The organism is Thermopolyspora flexuosa (assembly GCF_006716785.1).
GTDB classification, from domain to species: domain Bacteria; phylum Actinomycetota; class Actinomycetes; order Streptosporangiales; family Streptosporangiaceae; genus Thermopolyspora; species Thermopolyspora flexuosa.
On record NZ_VFPQ01000001.1, the window covers coordinates 3,972,884 to 3,991,682 of the forward strand.

An 18,799-nucleotide genomic window follows, 5' to 3' on the forward strand; every position below is an offset into this window, starting at 1 on the left:
CCGGGCGTCAGCCGCTCGCCGTACCGCCGAGGTCGGGGCGCTCCACGACCACGTTCGTGGACTTGATCACGGCGACCGCGACCACGCCCGGCTCGAGGCCGAGCTCGTCGGCGGCCTGGCGGCTCATCAGCGACACCACCCGGAACGGCCCGGCGGCGATCTCCACCTGGGCCATCACCGCGTCCTTGATCACGTCGGTGACGATGCCCCGGATGCGGTTGCGCGCCGAGGAGCGGCCGGTGCCGCTGTCGGTCGCGGTCTGCGCCCGGGCGAACGCCGCCAGGTCGGCGCCGTTCAGCACCCGGTGCCCGTGCTCGTCCCGGTGGGCCGCGAGCCGCCCGCTGTCCACCCAGCGCCGGACGGTGTCCGGGCTCACCCCGAGCAGTGCGGCCGCCTCGCTGATCCGAAACGTCGTCACGGCCCCACACCCTACCGTCGGCGCGCTCTCCCGGTGGCGGCCCGCGAACCGCTCTAGGCTGCGGGTGTGGCGACACCGGAGCGACTCGGCGAGATCCTCGGGGAGGTCCCGGCCCCGCGCGGGTCGTGGCGGCACGAGGCGGTCTACGCCTCGGCGGCGGCGCTGCGCGCGCCGGAGCGGGGCGAACAGCTGGCGGCGCGGCTGCGGGAGGTGCCCGGCGTCCGCGAGGTGACGACCGCGCCCGACGGCATGCTGCTCATCACCGTGGACTCCCCGGGCGAGGTGGTGCGGGACCTCGCGGCGGGCGCGCCCGGCCTGCCCGCCGCGCCGGACGCCGCGCGCCCGGGCCGCTCCGCCGTACGGTGGCCGGACCTGCCGCGGACCTGGGACAATCCGGGGTTCGTGGTGCGGTACGCGCACGCGCGGGCGGTCGCCGTGCAACGCTGGGCCGCCCGGCTCGGGGTGCCCGAAACCGGCTTCGACCCGGCCGTGCTCACCGCACCGCCGGACCGGGCCGCGGTGCGGGTGCTCGCCGAGTGGCCCAGCCGGTGCCGCCGCCCCGGCCGCGACCACGGCCCGTACCTGGAGCGGCTCGCCCTCGCCTACCACGACGCCCACGAGCGGGCGCCCGCCGTACCGCGGGGCGACGAGCCGGTCACGCCGGTGCACGTGGCCCGGGTGTGGCTCGCCCGCGCGGTGCGGGCCGTGCTCGCCGCGGGCCTGGCCGCGCTCGGCGAGACCCCGCCGGCGCGGATCTGAGTCACCGGACGGCGTGCGGGATGTGGAACCGGGCCGCCCGGCGGGCCGGGATGAGCGCGACGAGCAGGGCGGCGCCGATCGCGGTGAGCGCCGCGACCGCGAGGGTGGTCAGGGACGGGGTGCGGCCGATGCCGGAGCCGACGCCGCTCGCCGCCCCCTGCAGGTCGATGAGCCAGGCGGACAGCGAGGCGCCCGCGGCCGTGCCGATCAGCACGCCGAGGGTGACGAGCAGGCCGGTGGCGGTGACGAGCGTGGCGGTGACCTGGCGCGGGGTGAGGCCCATCGCCTTGAGCACCGCGAGGTCGACCGCGTGGTCGCGCAGCCCGAGCGCGTTCGCGGTGAGCAGGTTCGCCAGGCCGATCAGCGCGAGCACCACGGTGAGCGCGACGATGATCACCCGGATGATCGCGAGGCGGTCGGCCGGGTTGACCGGCTGGGAGACCTCCAGCCCGGCCGCCTGCAGCCGGGCGCGCACCTCGGCGGGGTCGGCGTCGTCGTGCAGCACGAGGCTGTAGAACGGGACCGGCACCGCGTCCTTGGCGTTGAGGCTGTCGATGCCGAACGAGAGCACCTCGCCGTCCTGCTCCGGCTCGATCACCCGGCCCACGATGAGCAGGATGAGCGGGGTGCCGCCGATCGTCACCCGCACCCGGTCGCCGATCTCCACGTCCATCAGGTCGAGCAGGCCCTGCCCGGCCACGGCCTCGCCGCGCTCGCGGAACATCCGCCCCTCCACCACGTGGAACGGGTACGGCTGGGCGGAGGTGCCGAGCGCGCGGGCGCGCACCGTGCGGGTCTGGCCGGGCACGAGCGTGTCCACCTCGGCGCCCGGGTAGGCCGCCCGCACGCCCGGGTCGGCGAGCGCGATCTTCTCCACGTCGGCCGCGGGCACGCTGCCCGCGCGCACGATCAGCCGGCCCGCCTGGCCGACCCGCTCGGGGTGCTCGCGGAAGTCGTCGAGCGTGGCCCAGCAGCCCAGCCCGATGCTGATCATCATCATCGGTACGGCGAGCCCGAACGTGGTGAGCGCCGCCGGCAGCCGCCGGGTGAACGCGTCCCGGGCGCCGAGCACGAGCGCGGGCGGCAGCCGTACCAGCAGGGCGAGCCGGGCGAGCCGGGACAGCTTGCCACGCGGCGGCGCGGCGGGGGCGGCCGGGATCGGCGGGGTGCGGCCGCCGCGCCAGGCGGGCAGGCCCACGGCGACGAGCACGGTGAGCGCGGTGCCCCCGGCGATCGCGGCGAGCGGGCCGAGCGAGAGCGGCACCACGACGAGGTCCTGCATCGCGTACACGGTGATCGCCCAGCCCGCGGCGACGCCGAGCACCACGCCGGCGAGGCCGAGCGCGCCGTGCTCGATGAGCAGCGCGAGCGAGACCTGGCCGCGGGTGAACCCGAGCGACTTGAGCGTGGCGATGTCGCGGAGCTGGACGAGCACCCGGCCGCCGACCGCGTTCGCGATCGCGAGCGCCGCGGCGATCAGCCCTACCGTGCCGAACAGTGCGAGCAGCACGCCGAGCAGCCGGTTGTCGAGCTCCATCGACGCCCGCACCTCGCGCCAGGTGGAGATCCGCTGCACCTGGCCGCCGAGCGTGGTGACGGTGCGCTGCACGATGAGGTCGGTGAGCTCGGGGTCGGACAGGCGCAGCCCGGTGACCGACTCGGTGCGGCCGCTCTTCGGCTCGACCGTGAGCAGCGTCTGGCGCAGCGTCCAGGCGAGCCCCGGTTTCCACTCCGGGTAGAAGCCCTGGTCGCCGCTCTCGGCGAGGCCGACCACGACGAGGTTGTGGGTGGCGCCGTCGAGGCCGGTGACGGTGAACGCGCTGCCCGGCCGCAGCCCGGTCGCCTTGGCGAAGGAGCGCTCCACCACCACGCCCTCGGGGTCGCGCGGGTCGAGCCAGCGCCCCTCGGCGACCACCGGCCGCCCCACGCGGGGCAGCGCGGCGGGCATCTCCCGGAGCGTGATCGGGGTCTTCTTGCCCGGCTGCACGAGCGTGGCCGGCGCGCTCCGGTACGGCCCGGCGACGTCGGCGACCCCGTCGAGCCGCCGCAGCGCGGCCGGGTCGGGGGGATCGACGGTGTGGATCCACACGTGGGCGCCGTTGCCCTTGGTGAACAGGCCGCGCCACGGGTTGGTGCCGTCCTCCAGCAGCGTCGCCGCGGTGATCAGCGCGGCGACGATGCCCGCGACCGCGAGCACGGTGAGCGCGGCCTGGCCGCGCCGGGCCCGCAGGTCGGCCTTGACCCAGCGTGCGATCGCCTGCATCAGCTCGCCTCCGCCACGGTGCGGGCCGCCTCCCGCCCCGCCGTGCCGTACCCTCTGGTCATCCGTGCAGCTCGATGACGTCCCAGGCGGAGCCCCGGCTGCGGGACCGCCGCGGCGTGATGTCGGCGTCGTCGACGATCTGGCCGTCGAGCAGGTTGATCACCCGGTCGGCCATGCAGGCGACCCGGGCGTCGTGGGTGACGAGCACGATGGTCTGCCCCTTGGCGTGCACCTGGCCGAGCAGGCGCAGCACGTCGTTCGTATGGCGGCTGTCGAGGTTGCCGGTGGGCTCGTCGGCGAGCAGCAGCCGGGGCTGGTTGGCGAGCGCGCGGGCGAGCGCGACCCGCTGCTGCTCACCGCCGGACAGCTGGGCCGGGGCGGCGTCGGCGCGGCCGGTGAGGCCGAGGGCGTCGAGCAGCTCCTCGCGGCGGCGCCGGGCCTCCCGGGCGGAGGCGCCGGCGAGCAGCGCGGGCAGCTCGACGTTGTCGGCGACGGTCATGTTCGCCACCAGGTTGAAGAACTGGAAGACGAAGCCGATCTTCTTGCGGCGCAGCACCGCCCACGCGCTCTCCGAGAGCGTGTCCACGCGCGTGCCGTCGAGCCAGATCTCGCCGCCGGTGCGGGTGTCGAGGCCGCCGAGCATGTGGATGAGCGTGGACTTGCCGGAGCCCGACGGGCCCATGATGGCGACGAACTCGCCCTCCTCAACGGTCAGGTCGACCCCGCGCACGGCGGGTACCGGAACGCCGCCGTTCTGGTAGATCTTCACCAGGTTGACGGTGCGCACCACCGGCGCCGTGGCAGAGGTCATCGGCGGTCACCGCTCCTTCCGTTCCTCGGGCCGTCGTCAGGTCAAATCCTCCTGGCAACGCTCCAGCCAGTCGAGGTCCGCCTGCAGGTGCAGCATCGCACCCTCGATGAGGAGGCGGGCCACCTTGTTCTCCGGGTCGGTGGTGGCGGCGAGCCGGTTGAGGTCGCGCATGAGCTTCAGGTAGTGCCGCCGCTGGCGGTTGATGAGCTGCATCCGGTCGGCGATGCCGGTCATCGGCGCCAGCACGAGCTTCATGAAGAACTCGTCGCGGACCCGCGGTCCCTCGGTGGGCGAGTCGATCCACTCCTCCAGGACCTCGGAGCCCTTGGCGGTGAGGTAGTAGACCTTCTTGTTCGGCCGGTTGCTCTGCTCGACGTCGACCGACCGGACGAGCCCGTCCTTCTCCAGCCGGTTGAGGGTGACGTAGATCTGCCCGATGTTGGGGGAGGGGTACGCCTGTCCGAAGGTCTGCTCAAGCGCTTGTTTCAGCTCGTACCCGTGGGCAGGTTCCTTCTTCAGGAGCGCCAGCAAATGGAGCCGCACCCCACCTCCCTCGGGGTCTGTTTACCTGAGCGTTATGTAACTGTCTGTTGACGTCCACATTAGCGCTATGCATAACATGCATGCATCTACCTAACACGTATGTAACCGGGATTTCGCACGGAGGACACGTGTCCCGACTGGTTCCCCTGCTGCTGGCGGCGGCGCTGCTGCTCGCCGGTTGCGGAGGGGCCGGAGGGGACGCGGACCCCGGTGCGGCCCCGGCCGCCACCGGCCCGATGACCTTCGTGGTCGGCAAGGACACCACCTCCTACTTCCAGCCCCTGCTCGACCGGTGGAACCGTGCCCACCCGGCCGACCAGGTGCGGATGCTGGAGCTGCCCGAGGCGGCCGACGAACAGCGGGCGCAGATGGTCGCGAACCTGCAGGCCGGCAGCGACCGCTACGACATCCTCGCGCTCGACGTCATCTGGACCGCCGAGTTCGCCGAGGCTGGTTGGATCGTGCCACTCGACCGTGGCATGTTCCCGCTGGACAGGTTCTTCCCCGGCGTGGTCGCCACCGCGATGTACAAGGGCCGGTTGTACGCGGTGCCGTACTCGACCAACGCCGGTCTGCTCTACTACCGCAAGGACCTGCTCGACGCCGCCGGGCTCAAGCCGCCCAAGACCTGGGCGGAGCTGCGCGAGCAGGCCAAACGGCTCAGCCGCGAGCACGGCCTGGGCGGGTACGCCGGCCAGTTCCTGCCGTACGAGGGGCTCACCGTCAACTTCCTTGAGGCGGTGCAGTCGGCCGGCGGCGAGCTGCTCAACGCGGACGGCACCGCGGTGAACGTGGACGCCGCGGCCGAGCGGGCCCTCGAGTTCCTCACGACCGGGGTGCGCGAGGGCTGGATCCCCCAGGAGGCCCTCTCCTACAAGGAGGAGGAGACCCGCCTTGCCTTCCAGGAGGGCCGGTACGTGTTCGCGCGCAACTGGCCGCACGCGTACGGCCCGGCGAAGAACTCGCCGATCAAGGGGAAGTTCGCGGTGGCGCCGCTGCCGGGCGCGGACGGGCCCGGCACGAGCACCCTCGGCGGCTACAACCTCGCGATCAACGCCGCGTCGAAGCGGCAGAAGTCGGCCCTGGAGTTCATCCGCTTCTTCACCGGCATCGACATCCAGCGCCTCGTGCTTGCCGAGGGCTCGTTCCCGCCGGTGTGGGCCGAGCTCTACGACGACCCCGAGCTGATCAAGGAGTATCCCTACCTGCCGGTACTGAAGGAGACGATCCTGCGGGCCCGCCCCCGCCCGGTGAACGCCGACTACAACCAGATCAGCCTGGTGATCGCCGGCAACGTGTCGGACGCTCTGGCGTTCCGAAGATCCGGCGCGGAGACCATCGCCCGGCTGCGGGAGCAACTCATCGAGACGACCCGGAACCCCTAGCCGAGGGCCTTTCGCCGGCCCCGGCCCCTGGACCCGACACCGTTTCCGGGCCGGTTCCCGGCCCGGTCCCTACACCCTCTCTCTCGCCCGGCATGCCCGCCGGGCACCCATCACAGCACGAAACCAATCTCGGGGGCAGAAAGCAGGAGGTAGATCATGCGCAGACTGCCAGCGGCGGTCGCCGTTCTCGCGCTCGCCTGCACCACGGCGGCGTGCGGCAGCGGTGGGGGAGGTGACTCCGGCCAGGCCCAGCCGAGCGCGGCCGGCAGCGCCCCCGCGAAGAGCCTGGAGGGCGTGACCATCGAGGTCGCGGCGAAGTGGACCGGTGAGGAGCAGGCGAACTTCCAGAAGGTCCTCGACGCCTTCCAGGAGAAGACCGGCGCGAAGGTGACCTACGCCTCCACCGGTGAGGACACCGGCGCCTACCTCGGCCCCCGCATCCAGGGCGGCAACCCGCCGGACATCGCCATCCTCCCCCAGCCCGGCCTGGTCGCGCAGTACGCCAGGCAGAACGCGCTCAAGCCGCTGTCCGCGGGCGTGCTGGCGCAGATCGACCAGAACTACACGCCGTACTGGAAGGAGCTCGGCTCGGTCGACGGCCAGGTGTACGGCGTGCTGGTGAAGGCGGCGCACAAGTCGACGATCTGGTACCGGCAGAGCGCGTTCGACGAGGCCGGGGTGACCCCGCCCAGCACCTGGGACGAGCTGGTCGGCAAGACCGCGCAGACCCTCGCGGACGCGGGCACGCCGCCGTTCGCGCTGTGCGGCGCCTCCGGCTGGACCCTCACCGACCTGTTCGAGAACATCTACCTGTCGACCGCGGGCCCGGAGAACTACGACAAGCTCGCCAACCACGAGATCCCGTGGACCGACCCGACGGTGAAGACGGCCATGGAGAAGATGGCCCAGATCTTCGGCAAGAGCGAGTTCATGCTCGGCGGGTCGGACGGCGCCCTGCAGACCGACTTCCCCACCTGCGTCACCCAGGTCTACGGCCAGAAGAAGGCCGGCATGGTGATCGAGGCCGACTTCGTCGCGGCGGCGGCGAGCGAGTCCGGCGCCACCATCGGCGAGGAGGCGAAGATCTTCCCGTTCCCGGCGGCCGGTGACACCGCCCCGGTCGTGCTCGGCGGCGACGTCGCGGTGGCGATGAAGGACAGCGAGGGCGCGATGGCGCTGCTCGAGTACCTCGCCTCGGTCGAGGGCGGCACGATCTGGGCGAAGACGCCCGGCTACCTGTCGCCGAACCGCAACGTCTCCCCCGACAACTACCCGAGCGACCTGACCCGCCAGCTCGCGCAGACGATCATCAACGCCGGTGAGTCGGTCCGGTACGACATGTCCGACCTCGCGCCGAGCGCCTTCGGTGGCACCGACGGCAAGGGCCTCTGGAAGGGCCTGCAGGACTTCCTGCGCAACCCCTCGGACATCGAGGGCATCCAGAAGAAGCTCGAGTCCGACGCCAAGAAGGCCTGGGAGCAGTAAAGGGGCGAGGCCGTGACCGAACGGTTCGACGGCCCGCGGACGCCCGGCGGCGGCGAGGCGCCCGCCGCCGGGGTCCCCACCGGACCGCAGCATGACGCAGTGACCTCCGGCTCCGGCCGGAGCCTCGACCGGGAGCGCGAGCAGGGCGCGTCGGCCGCCGCGCGTCCCGGCACCTCGGGCGGCCCGTCCCTCGCCGCCGCGGCGGCCGGGGCGGGGGCGGCGGCCCGCACCACCAGGAGGGGAGCCGCCACGGCGGGCGGCGGGAAGGCACGCCGGCTCGGCCCCTCCCCCGCCGTGGCGGTGTGGTTCCTGCTGCCCGCGTTCATCCTGCTCGGCGCGTGGGTGGTCTACCCGATCATCTACTCGCTGTGGCGCAGCCTGTACGACGCGAGCGGCAACGAGTTCGTCGGGCTGGGCAACTACGGGACGATCTTCACCGACCCCGGGATGCTCACCACCATCCGCAACAACCTCATCTGGGTGGTGGTGGCGCCGTCGGTGGTCACCGTGCTCGGCCTGATCTTCGCGGTGCTCTCCGAGCGCATCCGCTGGGTGACCGCGTTCAAGCTCGTGATGTTCATGCCGATGGCGGTGTCCTTCCTCGCCTCGGGCGTCATCTTCCGGCTCGTCTACGACGCCGACCCGGACAAGGGCGTGGCGAACGCGATCATCACCACGGTGCGTGACGTGTTCCGGCCCAACACCGGGTACCCGGGCGCGCGTCCCCGGGAGAACGACGCCTCCCCGGTGGCCGCGCAGGACGGCGCGGTCGTGACCAAGCAGGAGGCGCAGCCCGGGCAGACGGTGCTCGTCCCGCTCGTCGGCCTGCCGCCGGCCTCGGTGGCGGAGGCGGCCACGGCGAAGGCGCCGCCGCAGCCCGCGCCGGGTTCGCTCACCGGCGTCGTCTGGCTCGACTTCACCCAGGGCGGTGGCGGCACCGTGAACCAGGTCGACGGCACCGAGAAAGGCCTCGCGGGCATCACTGTGGAGGCGGTCGCGAACGGCCGGGTGGCGGCGACCACGACCACCAACGAGGACGGCACGTTCACCTTCGAGAACCTGCCGGCCGGCTCCTACACGGTCCGGCTGCCGAAGGAGAACTTCACCGCGCCGTTCAACGGGCTGCAGTGGCTCGGCCCGACCCTGATCACACCGGCGATCATCGGCGCCTACATCTGGGTGCACGCCGGGTTCGCGATGGTGCTGATCGCGGCGGGCCTGTCGGCGATCCCCCGCGACGCGTTGGAGGCGGCGCGCATCGACGGGGCCACCGAGTGGCAGGTGTTCCGCCGGATCACCGTACCACTGCTCGCGCCGGTGCTGCTCGTGGTGTTCGTCACGATGATCATCAACGTGCTCAAGGTGTTCGACCTGGTGTTCGTCATCGCACCGGGGTCGGTGCAGCCGCAGGCGAACGTGATCGCGCTGGAGATGTGGCGGGTCTCGTTCGGCGGCGGCAACAACCAGGGCCTGGGCAGCGCACTGGCGATCTTCCTCCTCGTGCTGGTGCTGCCGTTCATGTTCTTCAACATCCGCCGGTTCAGGAGGGAGCAGCAATGAGCGGATCCGCGCGGATGACCGGCCTGACCTGTGGGGAGGCCGCATGACCACCGCCGCACTCTCCCGGGCGGGTGGCGCCACGGCCGCCACCGGCGCCCCGCGCCGCGGCCTCGCCGGCCGCATCGTCGACCGGTTCGGCAGCGGCGTGCTGCAGGTCTTCATGGTGCTGCTCGCCCTGTTCTGGCTCGTCCCGACGCTGGGCCTGCTCGTGGTGTCGCTGCGCACCGAGGAGGCGAACAACTCCAGCGGCTGGTGGACGGTGTTCACCAAGCCGGCCGAGCTGACCCTGGAGAACTACAGCAGCCTGCTCGCGTCCGGGTTCACCGCGTCGTTCTGGAACACCGTGTTCATCACGGTGCCGTCGACCTTCCTGGTGATCACGATCGCGGCGCTCGCGGCGTACGCGTTCGCCTGGATCGACTTCCCCGGGCGGGACATCGTGTTCCTCATCGTGGTGGCGCTGCTCGTGGTGCCGATCCAGATCGCGCTCATCCCGATCGCCCGGCTCTACGGTGCGCTCGACATCATGGGGTCGATCCCGGGCGTGGTGCTCTTCCACGTCGCGTTCGGCCTGCCGTTCGCCATCTTCCTGCTGCGCAACTTCTTCGTCGGCATCCCCAAGGAGCTGCTCGAGGCGGCGCGCATGGACGGCGCGGGCGAGTGGCGGATCTTCGCGACCGTGGTGTTCCCGCTGGCCAAGCCGGCGGTGGCCTCGCTCGGCATCTTCCAGTTCCTGTGGGTGTGGAACGACCTGCTCGTCGCGCTGGTCTTCGCGGACACCGAGAACCAGCCGATGACCAAGGCGCTCCAGTCCCAGATGCGGCAGTTCGGCACCAACGTGGACGTGCTCGCCCCCGGCTCGTTCCTCTCGGTGATCATCCCCCTCATCCTCTTCTTCGCCTTCCAGCGCTACTTCGTCCAGGGCCTGCTGGCCGGCTCGGTCAAGTAGGCCCGGCGGGAGGGTACGGACCTTCGGTGCCTGCCTCGCGGGGGCAAACGGGCACCGGAGGTCCCCGTCCGGACCGGGCGGCGCTCCCCGGCACGGGGTGCCGCCCGGCCGGCGTGCCGGGAGCCGTCCCGGCCTCGCAACGCCCCCGCGGCTGTCGGAGGCCGCGGGTAGAGTGAACGGCCATGTCAGGTCGTCCGTTGCACGAAATCGTCGAGGCGGGCTGGGCCAAGGCCCTGGAACCCGTCGAAGGCCGGATCCGAGCGCTCGGTGAGTTCCTCCGGCAGGAGATCGCCGCGGGCCGGGGCTACCTCCCGGCCGGGGAGAACGTCCTGCGGGCCTTCACGCAGCCCTTCGACGAGGTGAAGGCGCTGATCGTCGGGCAGGACCCCTACCCCACCCCCGGGCACGCCATCGGGCTGAGCTTCTCGGTCTCCCCCGAGGTGCGCCGGCTGCCCGGCAGCCTGGTGAACATCTTCAAGGAGTACATGTCCGACCTCGGCCTCCCGCACCCCTCCAACGGGGACCTGACGCCGTGGACGCAGCAGGGCGTGCTCCTGCTCAACAGGGTGCTCACGGTGCAGCCCGGCAAGCCCGCCTCGCACCGGGGCAAGGGCTGGGAGGAGGTGACCGAGCAGGCGATCCGCGCGCTGGTCGCCCGCGGCAAGCCGCTGGTCGCGATCCTCTGGGGCCGCGACGCCCGCAGCCTCAAGCCGCTGCTCGGTTCGGTGCCGTGCATCGAGTCCGCCCACCCCAGCCCGATGTCGGCCGCGAACGGCTTCTTCGGCTCCCGGCCGTTCAGCCGGGCGAACCGGCTGCTGGAGCAGCAGGGGGCGACGCCGATCGACTGGAAGCTCCCCTAAGGTGGCCACAGGCCGCAGACAGGGGGTTTCCACATGATCGTTGCGTTCTCCGTGACACCGCTCGGGGTGGGCGAGGGCGTCGCCGAGCCGGTGGCCCGGGCCGTCAAGGTCGTCCGGGAGAGCGGGCTGCCCAACCGCACCGATCCCATGTTCACCACCGTCGAGGGCGAGTGGGACGAGGTGATGGACGTGGTCAAGCGCGCCGTCGAGGCGGTGGCCGAGGTCGCCCCCCGGGTGAGCCTCGTGCTCAAGGCCGACATCCGCCCGGGCGTCACCGGCGCGATGACCGCCAAGCTCGAGTCCCTCGAGCGGCACCTGTCCTGACGCCGAGGGTCAGGAGCTGAGCAGCTCCTCCCGGCGGGCGAGCAGCTCCTCGCGCCGGGCCCGGATCCCGTCGCGGCGGGTGGCGAGCGTGTGCAGGGTAGTGTCGATCCACACGGCCACCTCCGCGACGGCCTCGCCGGTCTGGTTGATCCGGCGGTGCCGCAGGGCGTCGACGATGATGTTGTCGAAGAACATGTCGGCGAACCAGCGCGTGTCGATCTGGGGCAGGCGCGGCTCGGCGTGGATGCCCACGTCGGCGAGCTCCCGGCCGAAGGCGTCGAGGGCGCGCTGGGCGTGCCAGGCGGCGGCGTCGGCCTGCCGCAGGTGACCGTGCTCGACGAGGTCGGCGAAGCCGCCCCCGCCCAGCATGTCCCAGGTCGAGGCGCTGCGCGCGCCGCCGAGGTTCTTCAGCACCTCCGCGACCGCCTGCGCGGCGGCGACGCCCGCCCGGTGCGCCTCCTCGTGCTCACGCAGGTCGGCGTCGGCGTCGGCGAGCTCGCGGGCGATGGCGGTGAGTTCCTGGGCGCGCACGTCGCCGGAGGCGATCAGCTCGCGCTCCCTGCGGGCGAGCGCCACCTCGAACTCCCGCTGCACGCCGTCGAGCTCGGCGAGCCCCTCCTCCACGGCACGCAGGTCGGACAGCAGCCACTCGAGCCGGTTGCGCTGGCCGTCGAGGCGTAGCCGTACCGCCTCGGCCTCGGCCCGTTCCCGGGCGAGCCGCTCCTCCTTGCCGCCGGTGAGCGCGGCGAGGAAGGCCCGGAACCCGTGCTCCAGCCGGGCGACGTCGTCCTCCTCCTTGGCGAGCGTGGCTTCGAGCTCGCCGATGAGCGCGCGAACCTCGTGGATCCGCGAGTCGAGTACGGCCCGCTCCCGGGTGAGGCGCTCGAAGCGCCGCACGCGCTCCCGAAGCGTGCGGATGTCGTCGTCCGAACCGGTCTGGCCGTGGGGGTCGGTGGCATTGAAAGAGGTCACGTCACTCAGGACGCACAAGCCACCGCAAACGTTCCCATCAGGGCTTTTTTCCGACGCCGCCCCATCCGATCGAGGAGAGCCGTGCGACCACCTGGAGCGGTATGAACTTCTCCTGCGGGATGAGCTCGAAGTCGCCCAGGAACGCCTTGACCTCCTCCACCGTCCTCGCCTTGAAGCCCGGGGCGGAGGCGGCGTACACCGAGCCGACCGTCTCGACGTCGTTCTCCCGCGCCGGCCTGCGGACCATGTGGGTGATGCCGAGGTAGCTGCCCGGGGCGATGCGCCGCCGGATCTCGGCGACCTGCTCGCCCGGGTCCTCGAGGAAGTGGAGGATCGCGAAGAGCAGGACCGCGACCGGCTCCTCGGGGTCGATCAGGCCGGTGGCGAGCGTCCTGTCCCACAGGTCGTCGAGCTCGCGCAGGTCGGCCTCGACCATGGCGACGTTCGGCGAGTTGGCGAGCAGCGCCCTGCCGTGCACGCACACCACCGGATCGTTGTCGATGTAGACGACACGGGCGTCCGGATTGACCTCTTGCGCTACCTCGTGCACGTTTTTCTGGGTCGGCAGGCCGGCACCGATGTCGATGAACTGCTTGATGCCCGCCTCACCGGCCAGGAATCGCACGACATTGCCGAGAAACTCCCGATGCTGCCGCGCCCCCTCGCGTGACTCGGGAAACGCCTTCAGGACCTGTTCCGCGGCGGCACGGTCGACGGCGAAGTTGTCCTTGCCCCCAAGCATGTAGTCGTAGATCCGGGCGATGTTCGGCGTATTGACATCGACACCGGCAGGGGCACGCTCAGTCATCCACGTTCTCCTTGAGGGACCCGTTGGCTCGGCCATGTCCGAGGCATGCCGTAACGTTCACATATCGCCGCTTCGCCAGCGATAGTAGCGCTCCCGGACTTTCCTTCGCCGAAAATGCCGACATTTTCGTCCGCAACGGCATTTAGGCGGCCCGCCCCCAGACGACCTGAGGGGGCGAGGACGACCCGGCGCAGGCGGGGCAGGGTGCCCCGCCGGGGTCGTCGCGGAACGTCACCGGAGGCCGGATCCGAAGCACGGGCACGCCCCGCGCCGGATCCGCCGCGCACGGCCCCGCCGGCGGTGTCGCCGTCTCCGACCGGTCAGGGTTCGGCCACCACTCCAGGGAGCGAGGCACCGAGTGGATGTCCTCCCGTGCCGTCACCTGCCGGGATTCCTCCTTCCAGGTCTGTGCGCGTAACGCCTCGGCCCGCGAGCATTCCCCTTCGGACCGTTCCATACGCCACCGATCGGGGCGTGACGGGGGCGTACCGGGCCGGGATGCGCATCCGGCCTCCGTTCGGATCGCCGTCGGTCCGGGAGCCTCGCCCTGAGGCATCCGCACGAGGGAGAGCCGCACCAGGGCGTACCGCCTCGTGCCCGGCGGAACAGACCGGGACATGGTCGCCACCGCGCTTCTCCGGTGGTCGCGCGCGGCCGCCGCGGCTCCGTAGAGCTGGGGTCGGCCTGGGAGGCGGTAAGCGTCGCGGTGGTCGACCCGGGGAGTGACGCAGTCTCGGCCGTCGACCCTGAGGTGGCCGCAGATCGTGCGTAACCCGCCCGTGGGATGCGCCGCGAGCCAGGCGAGGTGCTCGTCGAGGAGCCGTTGCGCGGCCGCCCGCAGGAAGCCGAAGGGGTGGTGTCCGTGCGTCCAGGCGCCGGACTCCAGCATCAGCTCGGGCAGGCCGAATCGGCACAGGCCACGGGTGGTCACCGACCAGCTCGAACCGATGGCACGCGCCGGGTGGCGGCCGAGATCGTCGCCCGCCGCGGAGGGAAGGCACGGCCCGCCGGACTCGAGCGAGCGTGCGGGACCACCCTGCGGACCACTCGCAGACCCGTCCCGCACCGGAACCAGGCGGTGGACGGGACGTGGGGAGGGTGTTTCGACGTGCCAGCCGAGCCAGTCGTCGGTGAGCGGGAAGACGGCGTTCCCCGGCGGCGGCTCGGGGGCGGCGGTGACGGTCCTGCCGGTGACCGGATCCTCGACGACGCCGCCGTAGGCGTCGGCGATCGCCCGGGCCGCCGCGCACGCCAGGAACGCGGCCCTCGGATGTGCCGAAGGCGACGTCGTGCTCGACACCACGACGCGGGACGGCGGGTGGCAGGTGATGGTCAGCCGGGGCGTGCCGAGGGCGGCGGCGGCCTCCCGCCGGTGGGGGTGGGGCATGCGCCAGGGCACCACGGCGGACGGGTCCGCCGGGGCGCGGTCGACGGTGACGACGTAGCGGGTGGTGATCGCCTCGGGCACGGCGAAGGTGATCTGCATGACGGCCTCCTCGTGTCGGACGGCCATCAGCATGCGTCGCCGGCCGCGACCGCCGAGCGGCAGAACGCCGTTCTGTGGATAACCGCCGGGCATCCCGCCGCAGACCCCGGTCGCAGGGCGATGGCCCCGGTCCCCGGTCGCAGCGGGATGCCCGGCACGCCGTGCGGCCCGCCGTACCCGCGGCCTCCGGCCCAGGTGCGCCACCGATGTCCCTCACCGCCATCGGTGGCCCTCACCGCGCGGGGGCGATCGCCACCGGTCGCGGTTGCCGCGCTAGTCCTCGCGGAGGTCCTGGTCGACGGGGTCCCAGTTGACCGCGATGGGCGGGGGATAGTGGCGGATCACTCCGGTCTTCCACGGCTCGTGGATGAACGTGCGGGGCAGGTGGCTGATCTCGGGCACATACCGGCGCACGTACTCCCCGTCGGGGTCGAAGCGCTTGGCCTGCCGTACCGGATTGAACGCCCGGTGGGGCCGGGTGTCGTTGCCCGTCCCGGCCAGCCACTGCCAGCTTCCGCAGTTGACCGCGACATCGGCGTCGAGCAGGTACTCGGCGAAGTGTTCGGCACCGATCCGCCAGTCCACGCGCAGGCATCGGGTGAGATAGGCGGCGGCGATCAGCCGGGCGCGGTCGTGCAGCCAGCCCTCCGCGGCGAGCTGGCGCATCGCGGCGTCCACGATCGGCATGCCGGTCCGGCCCTCACGCCAGGCCGCGACCACGTCCTTGTCGTCGTTCCAGCGTCGCCCGCGCGGCCGGTACTCGCGGCGGTCGATGTCGGGGAAGGCCCGCGTCACCTGGTGGTGGAAGTCGCGCCAGCACAGCCGCCGCACGAACTCCTCGCTCGCCGCCCCGGCGTTGGCCAGCTCGAGCGGCGACAGGCAGCCGAAGTGCAGGTACGGGCTGAGCCGGGAGGTCGTCTCCCCCGCGAGATCGTCCCTCGTCTCGGCGTAGGTGTCCAGGCAGTGCCGCAGCCACAACGTCATGCGGCGGCGCCCCTCGGTCTCGCCGCCCCGCAGCACGCCGTACGGCTCGGCCTTCGGTAACGGCAACACGCCTGGGTCCAGGCCTTCCGGTACCCGGACCACGGGCGGTGGCGGCACGATCGCGCGCCGCTGTTCGGCCGACCAGGCCCGCCAGTAGGGGGTGAAGACGCGGTAGTGGTCACCGCCGTCCGGCCGTAGCGCGTCCGCCGGGATCACGGTCACCCCCGGGAACGTGCGGAAGTCGAGGCGCCGCCGCGCGCACTCGGCCGCGAGGCGCCGCTCCCGGCGCTGGGCGTACCTGGTGACGTCGGCGCTCACCCACACCGCCTGCGCGCCGACCTCGTCCGCCAGGCGCATCGTCTCGGCCACCGGATCGCCGCGCCGCAGGATCAGATCGCCGCCACGGCGCCGCAGCGAGGAGCGCAGGTCGAGCAGCGCGTCGGCGAGGAACCCGGCCCGGCGGCGCGGGGGAATCGCCGGATCGACCACGAACAGCGGGACGACGCGGCGGGCACGGGCACAGGCGGCGGCGAGGGCCGGGTGGTCGTGCACCCGTAGATCCCGGTTCAACAGCACGATTATGGTGTCCATCACAGTCAGCCTGACAAAACCCGCGGTCGCCGACCGCCCTCATACGAAATCGGAAGCAGCGGGAATCGCTCATTCGCCGCAAACGGCCAGGTATCGGCGCGGCGCACGGGAACTCCTTCGTGACCGGCGGCGTCTCCCCGGGCCGCTGCGCGTGCGCCGACCGGTCAACGCGGCCGGGACGCCGCCCTCGTACGGCCATGCCGAGCAGGGACGCTCCCGGCGCGCCACCGCGCGGTCCCGCCAATGCCCACAGGCTGCGGTCTCCGCGTCACCACGGTTCCGCACGGCGACCGGGTACGGCTGCCGCCCCGGTGCTGCCTCGCCGATGCCTTACCCGCGAGGTGACACGGGCCGCCCACAAACCGGGGCGCCGGATGCGGCCGGCGACAGCGGCGGACCCGCTTATGGCGTCGATTGCCGTGGGCGATCGCCGCCTTCGCGGTCATCGCCGCCGGCTCGTGGGCCGCGATCAAGCTGGAGGTTCCGGGCTGGGCGCGATGGACGCTCGCCGGTACCGCGATCGGCGTGGCCATCTGCCTGGGCATGGCCGTGTTGATCGGGCCTGTGGCCATGCCCTGGAGCCGGCGATCCGCCGGTCGGCAGGGTCGGGCGGGCTCGGACGCGCCGTCCCGGACGCGCACGGTGGCCGAGTGGCCGCCCCCGTCTCGTAGGTCGACGGTTCGCGATCGTCTTCGAGTCGTGCCGGGGCGATGCGGTTCGGCCGATCGGAGTGCAGGAGGCGCGACGCCTGCGCCTGACCGCTGCCGGCGAGGGCTCTCGATCAGAGATCGACACGGCATGGCGTCTCCTTCGCCGTGCGCTCAGGTGCTCAAAGGGCCTGCCACGGCGGGCATCGCGGGCGCGGGTCGATCCTTCGTCAAGTGACCATGGGGCTTGTCCAATATGAGAGGGTTGTCCGTTTAGTCGGTTTTGGCGAATACTGTTCGAGTGGAAGTCGACGACACGCTGCACTTCCGCGAGGTGCACGGATACACCCGCGCCTTCCGGATGATGGGCGACGGTCCCCCGCTGCTGCTCATCCACGGCCTCAGCGACAGCTCGGCGACCTGGGCCCCGGTCCTCCCGCTGCTCGCCGAACACCACCTCGTCATCGCGCCCGACCTCCTCGGCCACGGGGCCTCCGACAAGCCGCGCGCCGACTACGCCGTCGCCGCCTACGCGTGCGGCATGCGCGACCTGCTCGCCGTACTCGACATCGACCGGGTGACCGTGGTGGGGCACTCGCTCGGGGGCGGCATCGCCATGCAGTTCGCCTACCAGTTCCCCGAGCGCTGCGAGCGCCTCGTGCTCGTCGGATCCGCGGGCGTGGGACGCGAGGTCCATCCCCTGCTGCGCCTGGCGAGCTCCCCGCTCGCCGAGCCCGGCCTGGCGTTCCTCACCGCCCCGCCGGTCCGCTCCGCCGTACGGGCGCTCGCCCCGCTGCTCCGCGTCGGGCTGCGGCTCGGCAGGGACTTCGACTACGTGCTCGACCGGTACCGCTGCCTCACCAGCCCGACCGCGCGCAAGGCCTTCCTGCGTACCCTGCGCGCCGGGGTCGACATGAACGGCCAGGTCATCACCATGCTCGACCGCTGCTACCTCACCGTCGGGATGCCCACCCTGATCCTCTGGGGCGCGCAGGACCACGTCATCCCGGTCGAGCACGCGTTCACCGCCCACCGGGCGATGCCCGGCAGCGAACTGGAGATCTTCGAGACCTCCGGCCACTTCCCCCACCAGGACGAGCCCGAGCGCTTCGCCAAGACCATCGAGTCGTTCATCTCCGCCACCGCTCCCCAGGAGTTCGACCCGGCCCGCTGGCGCGCCATCCTGCGCCAGGGCCGTCCCCGCTCCCCCGAGGTCTCCAGCGGCACCTGACCGTACCCGGGCCGGAAGGAGCCCGCCGGGCGACCGGTTCCCGGCATTGCATCGGGCACGCACCGCGAAAGGCCGGATCCGCAGGTCACGGCGTGGTACGCGGTACCGGCGACCGGCGTGAGCGGTACGTCGGCGAGGTGCCAGCGATTCGCCAGTGGCGATCCCTAGCGTCTGTTGCCGTCCAGACGACCAGGAAGGAAGCCACCCCTATGAAGCTCCCCACCCGTCTGCTGTCGGCCGTCGCCGCGGCGGTACTGCTCTCGCTCACCGCGGCCTGTGGCTCGGGGGCCTCCGACGGTGAGAGCCGCGCCTCGGCCACGCAGGAGAACGCGACGGGAGGCGGCGGCGAATCGCGTTCCGCATCGGGATCCGGCACCGGTTCGGACACCGAGTCCCAGGGCGGGGCGGACGACTCCGAGATCTGCCGGAAGGCCCAGCAGGCGCTCCAGCGCTTCACCAACAAGGCGGCGTCGGCGATCGGCGACCACGCGGCGTACAACAAGGCCACGGAGGAGCTGAGCGCGGAGCTGAAGGACCTGGCGGACGAGGCCGACGGCGAGCTGAAGAGCACGCTCACCTCGATGGCGCGCGCGTGGGGCGACTTCAAGATCGACACATCCGACCTCGCCCAGTCGGCGAACAAGCTGACCGAGGCGACCAGGCAGATCAGCGAGCAGACCCGCAACCTCGTCACCGCCTGCGCCTGACCGGGCGGCTTCCGCC

General features: G+C 72.2%; 17 protein-coding genes. 9 read left to right on the plus strand and 8 right to left on the minus strand.

The window, feature by feature from the left end:
* Positions 1-7: 7 nt before the first annotated feature.
* Positions 8-418 carry a TOBE domain-containing protein gene (locus FHX40_RS16835; protein WP_142260509.1) on the minus strand — a complete coding sequence of 137 codons (411 nt, stop codon included), beginning with the start codon at positions 416-418 and terminating at the stop codon, positions 8-10.
* Between the two features lie 66 nt (positions 419-484).
* On the opposite strand from FHX40_RS16835, the gene FHX40_RS16840 reads away from it, so the two are divergent.
* A complete protein-coding gene (locus FHX40_RS16840; protein ID WP_142260510.1) occupies positions 485-1,177 on the plus strand; it encodes a DALR anticodon-binding domain-containing protein in 693 nt (230 codons plus the stop codon).
* Position 1,178: 1 nt separating this feature from the next.
* Here the strand turns inward: FHX40_RS16840 and FHX40_RS16845 are convergent, their stop codons facing one another.
* Genes FHX40_RS16845 through FHX40_RS16855 form a run of 3 tightly spaced genes read right to left on the minus strand, consistent with a single transcriptional unit; the run spans position 1,179 to position 4,794 of the window.
* Positions 1,179-3,440: an ABC transporter permease gene (locus tag FHX40_RS16845; RefSeq protein WP_142260511.1), complete on the minus strand. Its 2,262-nt coding sequence runs from the start codon at positions 3,438-3,440 to the stop codon at positions 1,179-1,181.
* Between the two features lie 58 nt (positions 3,441-3,498).
* Positions 3,499-4,251 (minus strand): ABC transporter ATP-binding protein, encoded by a 753-nt coding sequence (locus tag FHX40_RS16850; protein WP_142260512.1) that lies wholly within the window; start codon positions 4,249-4,251, stop codon positions 3,499-3,501.
* A 36-nt stretch (positions 4,252-4,287) separates the two neighbouring features.
* Positions 4,288-4,794, minus strand: coding sequence for a PadR family transcriptional regulator (locus FHX40_RS16855; protein ID WP_142260513.1), 507 nt, complete (start codon positions 4,792-4,794; stop codon positions 4,288-4,290).
* Positions 4,795-4,922: 128 nt separating this feature from the next.
* Between FHX40_RS16855 and FHX40_RS16860 the strand changes: the two genes are divergently transcribed.
* The 6 genes from FHX40_RS16860 (at position 4,923) to FHX40_RS16885 (ending at position 11,357) form a co-directional block, all read left to right on the plus strand.
* Positions 4,923-6,179: an ABC transporter substrate-binding protein gene (locus tag FHX40_RS16860; RefSeq protein ID WP_229788980.1), complete on the plus strand. Its 1,257-nt coding sequence runs from the start codon at positions 4,923-4,925 to the stop codon at positions 6,177-6,179.
* Between the two features lie 156 nt (positions 6,180-6,335).
* A complete protein-coding gene (locus FHX40_RS16865; protein ID WP_142260515.1) occupies positions 6,336-7,664 on the plus strand; it encodes an ABC transporter substrate-binding protein in 1,329 nt (442 codons plus the stop codon).
* A 12-nt stretch (positions 7,665-7,676) separates the two neighbouring features.
* The gene (locus FHX40_RS16870) at positions 7,677-9,224 is read left to right on the plus strand and encodes an ABC transporter permease (protein ID WP_142260516.1); all 1,548 of its coding nucleotides are present in this window, start codon (positions 7,677-7,679) and stop codon (positions 9,222-9,224) included.
* A gap of 43 nt (positions 9,225-9,267) precedes the next feature.
* Positions 9,268-10,173, plus strand: a complete 906-nt coding sequence (locus tag FHX40_RS16875; protein ID WP_142260517.1) for a carbohydrate ABC transporter permease — start codon at positions 9,268-9,270, stop codon at positions 10,171-10,173.
* A gap of 182 nt (positions 10,174-10,355) precedes the next feature.
* Positions 10,356-11,033, plus strand: coding sequence for a uracil-DNA glycosylase (locus tag FHX40_RS16880; RefSeq protein ID WP_142260518.1), 678 nt, complete (start codon positions 10,356-10,358; stop codon positions 11,031-11,033).
* A 33-nt stretch (positions 11,034-11,066) separates the two neighbouring features.
* A complete protein-coding gene (locus tag FHX40_RS16885; protein ID WP_142260519.1) occupies positions 11,067-11,357 on the plus strand; it encodes an MTH1187 family thiamine-binding protein in 291 nt (96 codons plus the stop codon).
* Between the two features lie 9 nt (positions 11,358-11,366).
* Here FHX40_RS16885 and FHX40_RS25145 read toward each other — a convergent pair whose 3' ends face one another.
* From FHX40_RS25145 to FHX40_RS16905, 4 genes are all read right to left on the minus strand, one after another.
* Complete coding sequence (locus tag FHX40_RS25145; RefSeq protein ID WP_170198865.1) at positions 11,367-12,329, minus strand: hypothetical protein; 963 nt, start codon at positions 12,327-12,329, stop codon at positions 11,367-11,369.
* A 37-nt stretch (positions 12,330-12,366) separates the two neighbouring features.
* Positions 12,367-13,137 (minus strand): SAM-dependent methyltransferase, encoded by a 771-nt coding sequence (locus tag FHX40_RS16895; protein WP_142260520.1) that lies wholly within the window; start codon positions 13,135-13,137, stop codon positions 12,367-12,369.
* 142 nt (positions 13,138-13,279) lie between these two features.
* On the minus strand, positions 13,280-14,623 hold the full coding sequence (locus FHX40_RS16900; protein ID WP_142260521.1) for a hypothetical protein: 1,344 nt from the start codon (positions 14,621-14,623) through the stop codon (positions 13,280-13,282).
* 273 nt (positions 14,624-14,896) lie between these two features.
* Positions 14,897-16,198: a cryptochrome/photolyase family protein gene (locus FHX40_RS16905; RefSeq protein ID WP_142260522.1), complete on the minus strand. Its 1,302-nt coding sequence runs from the start codon at positions 16,196-16,198 to the stop codon at positions 14,897-14,899.
* Positions 16,199-17,146: 948 nt separating this feature from the next.
* Here FHX40_RS16905 and FHX40_RS16910 point away from each other — a divergent pair.
* Entirely contained in the window at positions 17,147-18,076 is a 930-nt protein-coding gene (locus tag FHX40_RS16910; protein WP_229788981.1) for an alpha/beta fold hydrolase, read from the plus strand.
* A 209-nt stretch (positions 18,077-18,285) separates the two neighbouring features.
* Positions 18,286-18,783, plus strand: a complete 498-nt coding sequence (locus FHX40_RS16915; protein ID WP_142260523.1) for a hypothetical protein — start codon at positions 18,286-18,288, stop codon at positions 18,781-18,783.
* Positions 18,784-18,799 lie beyond the last annotated feature (16 nt).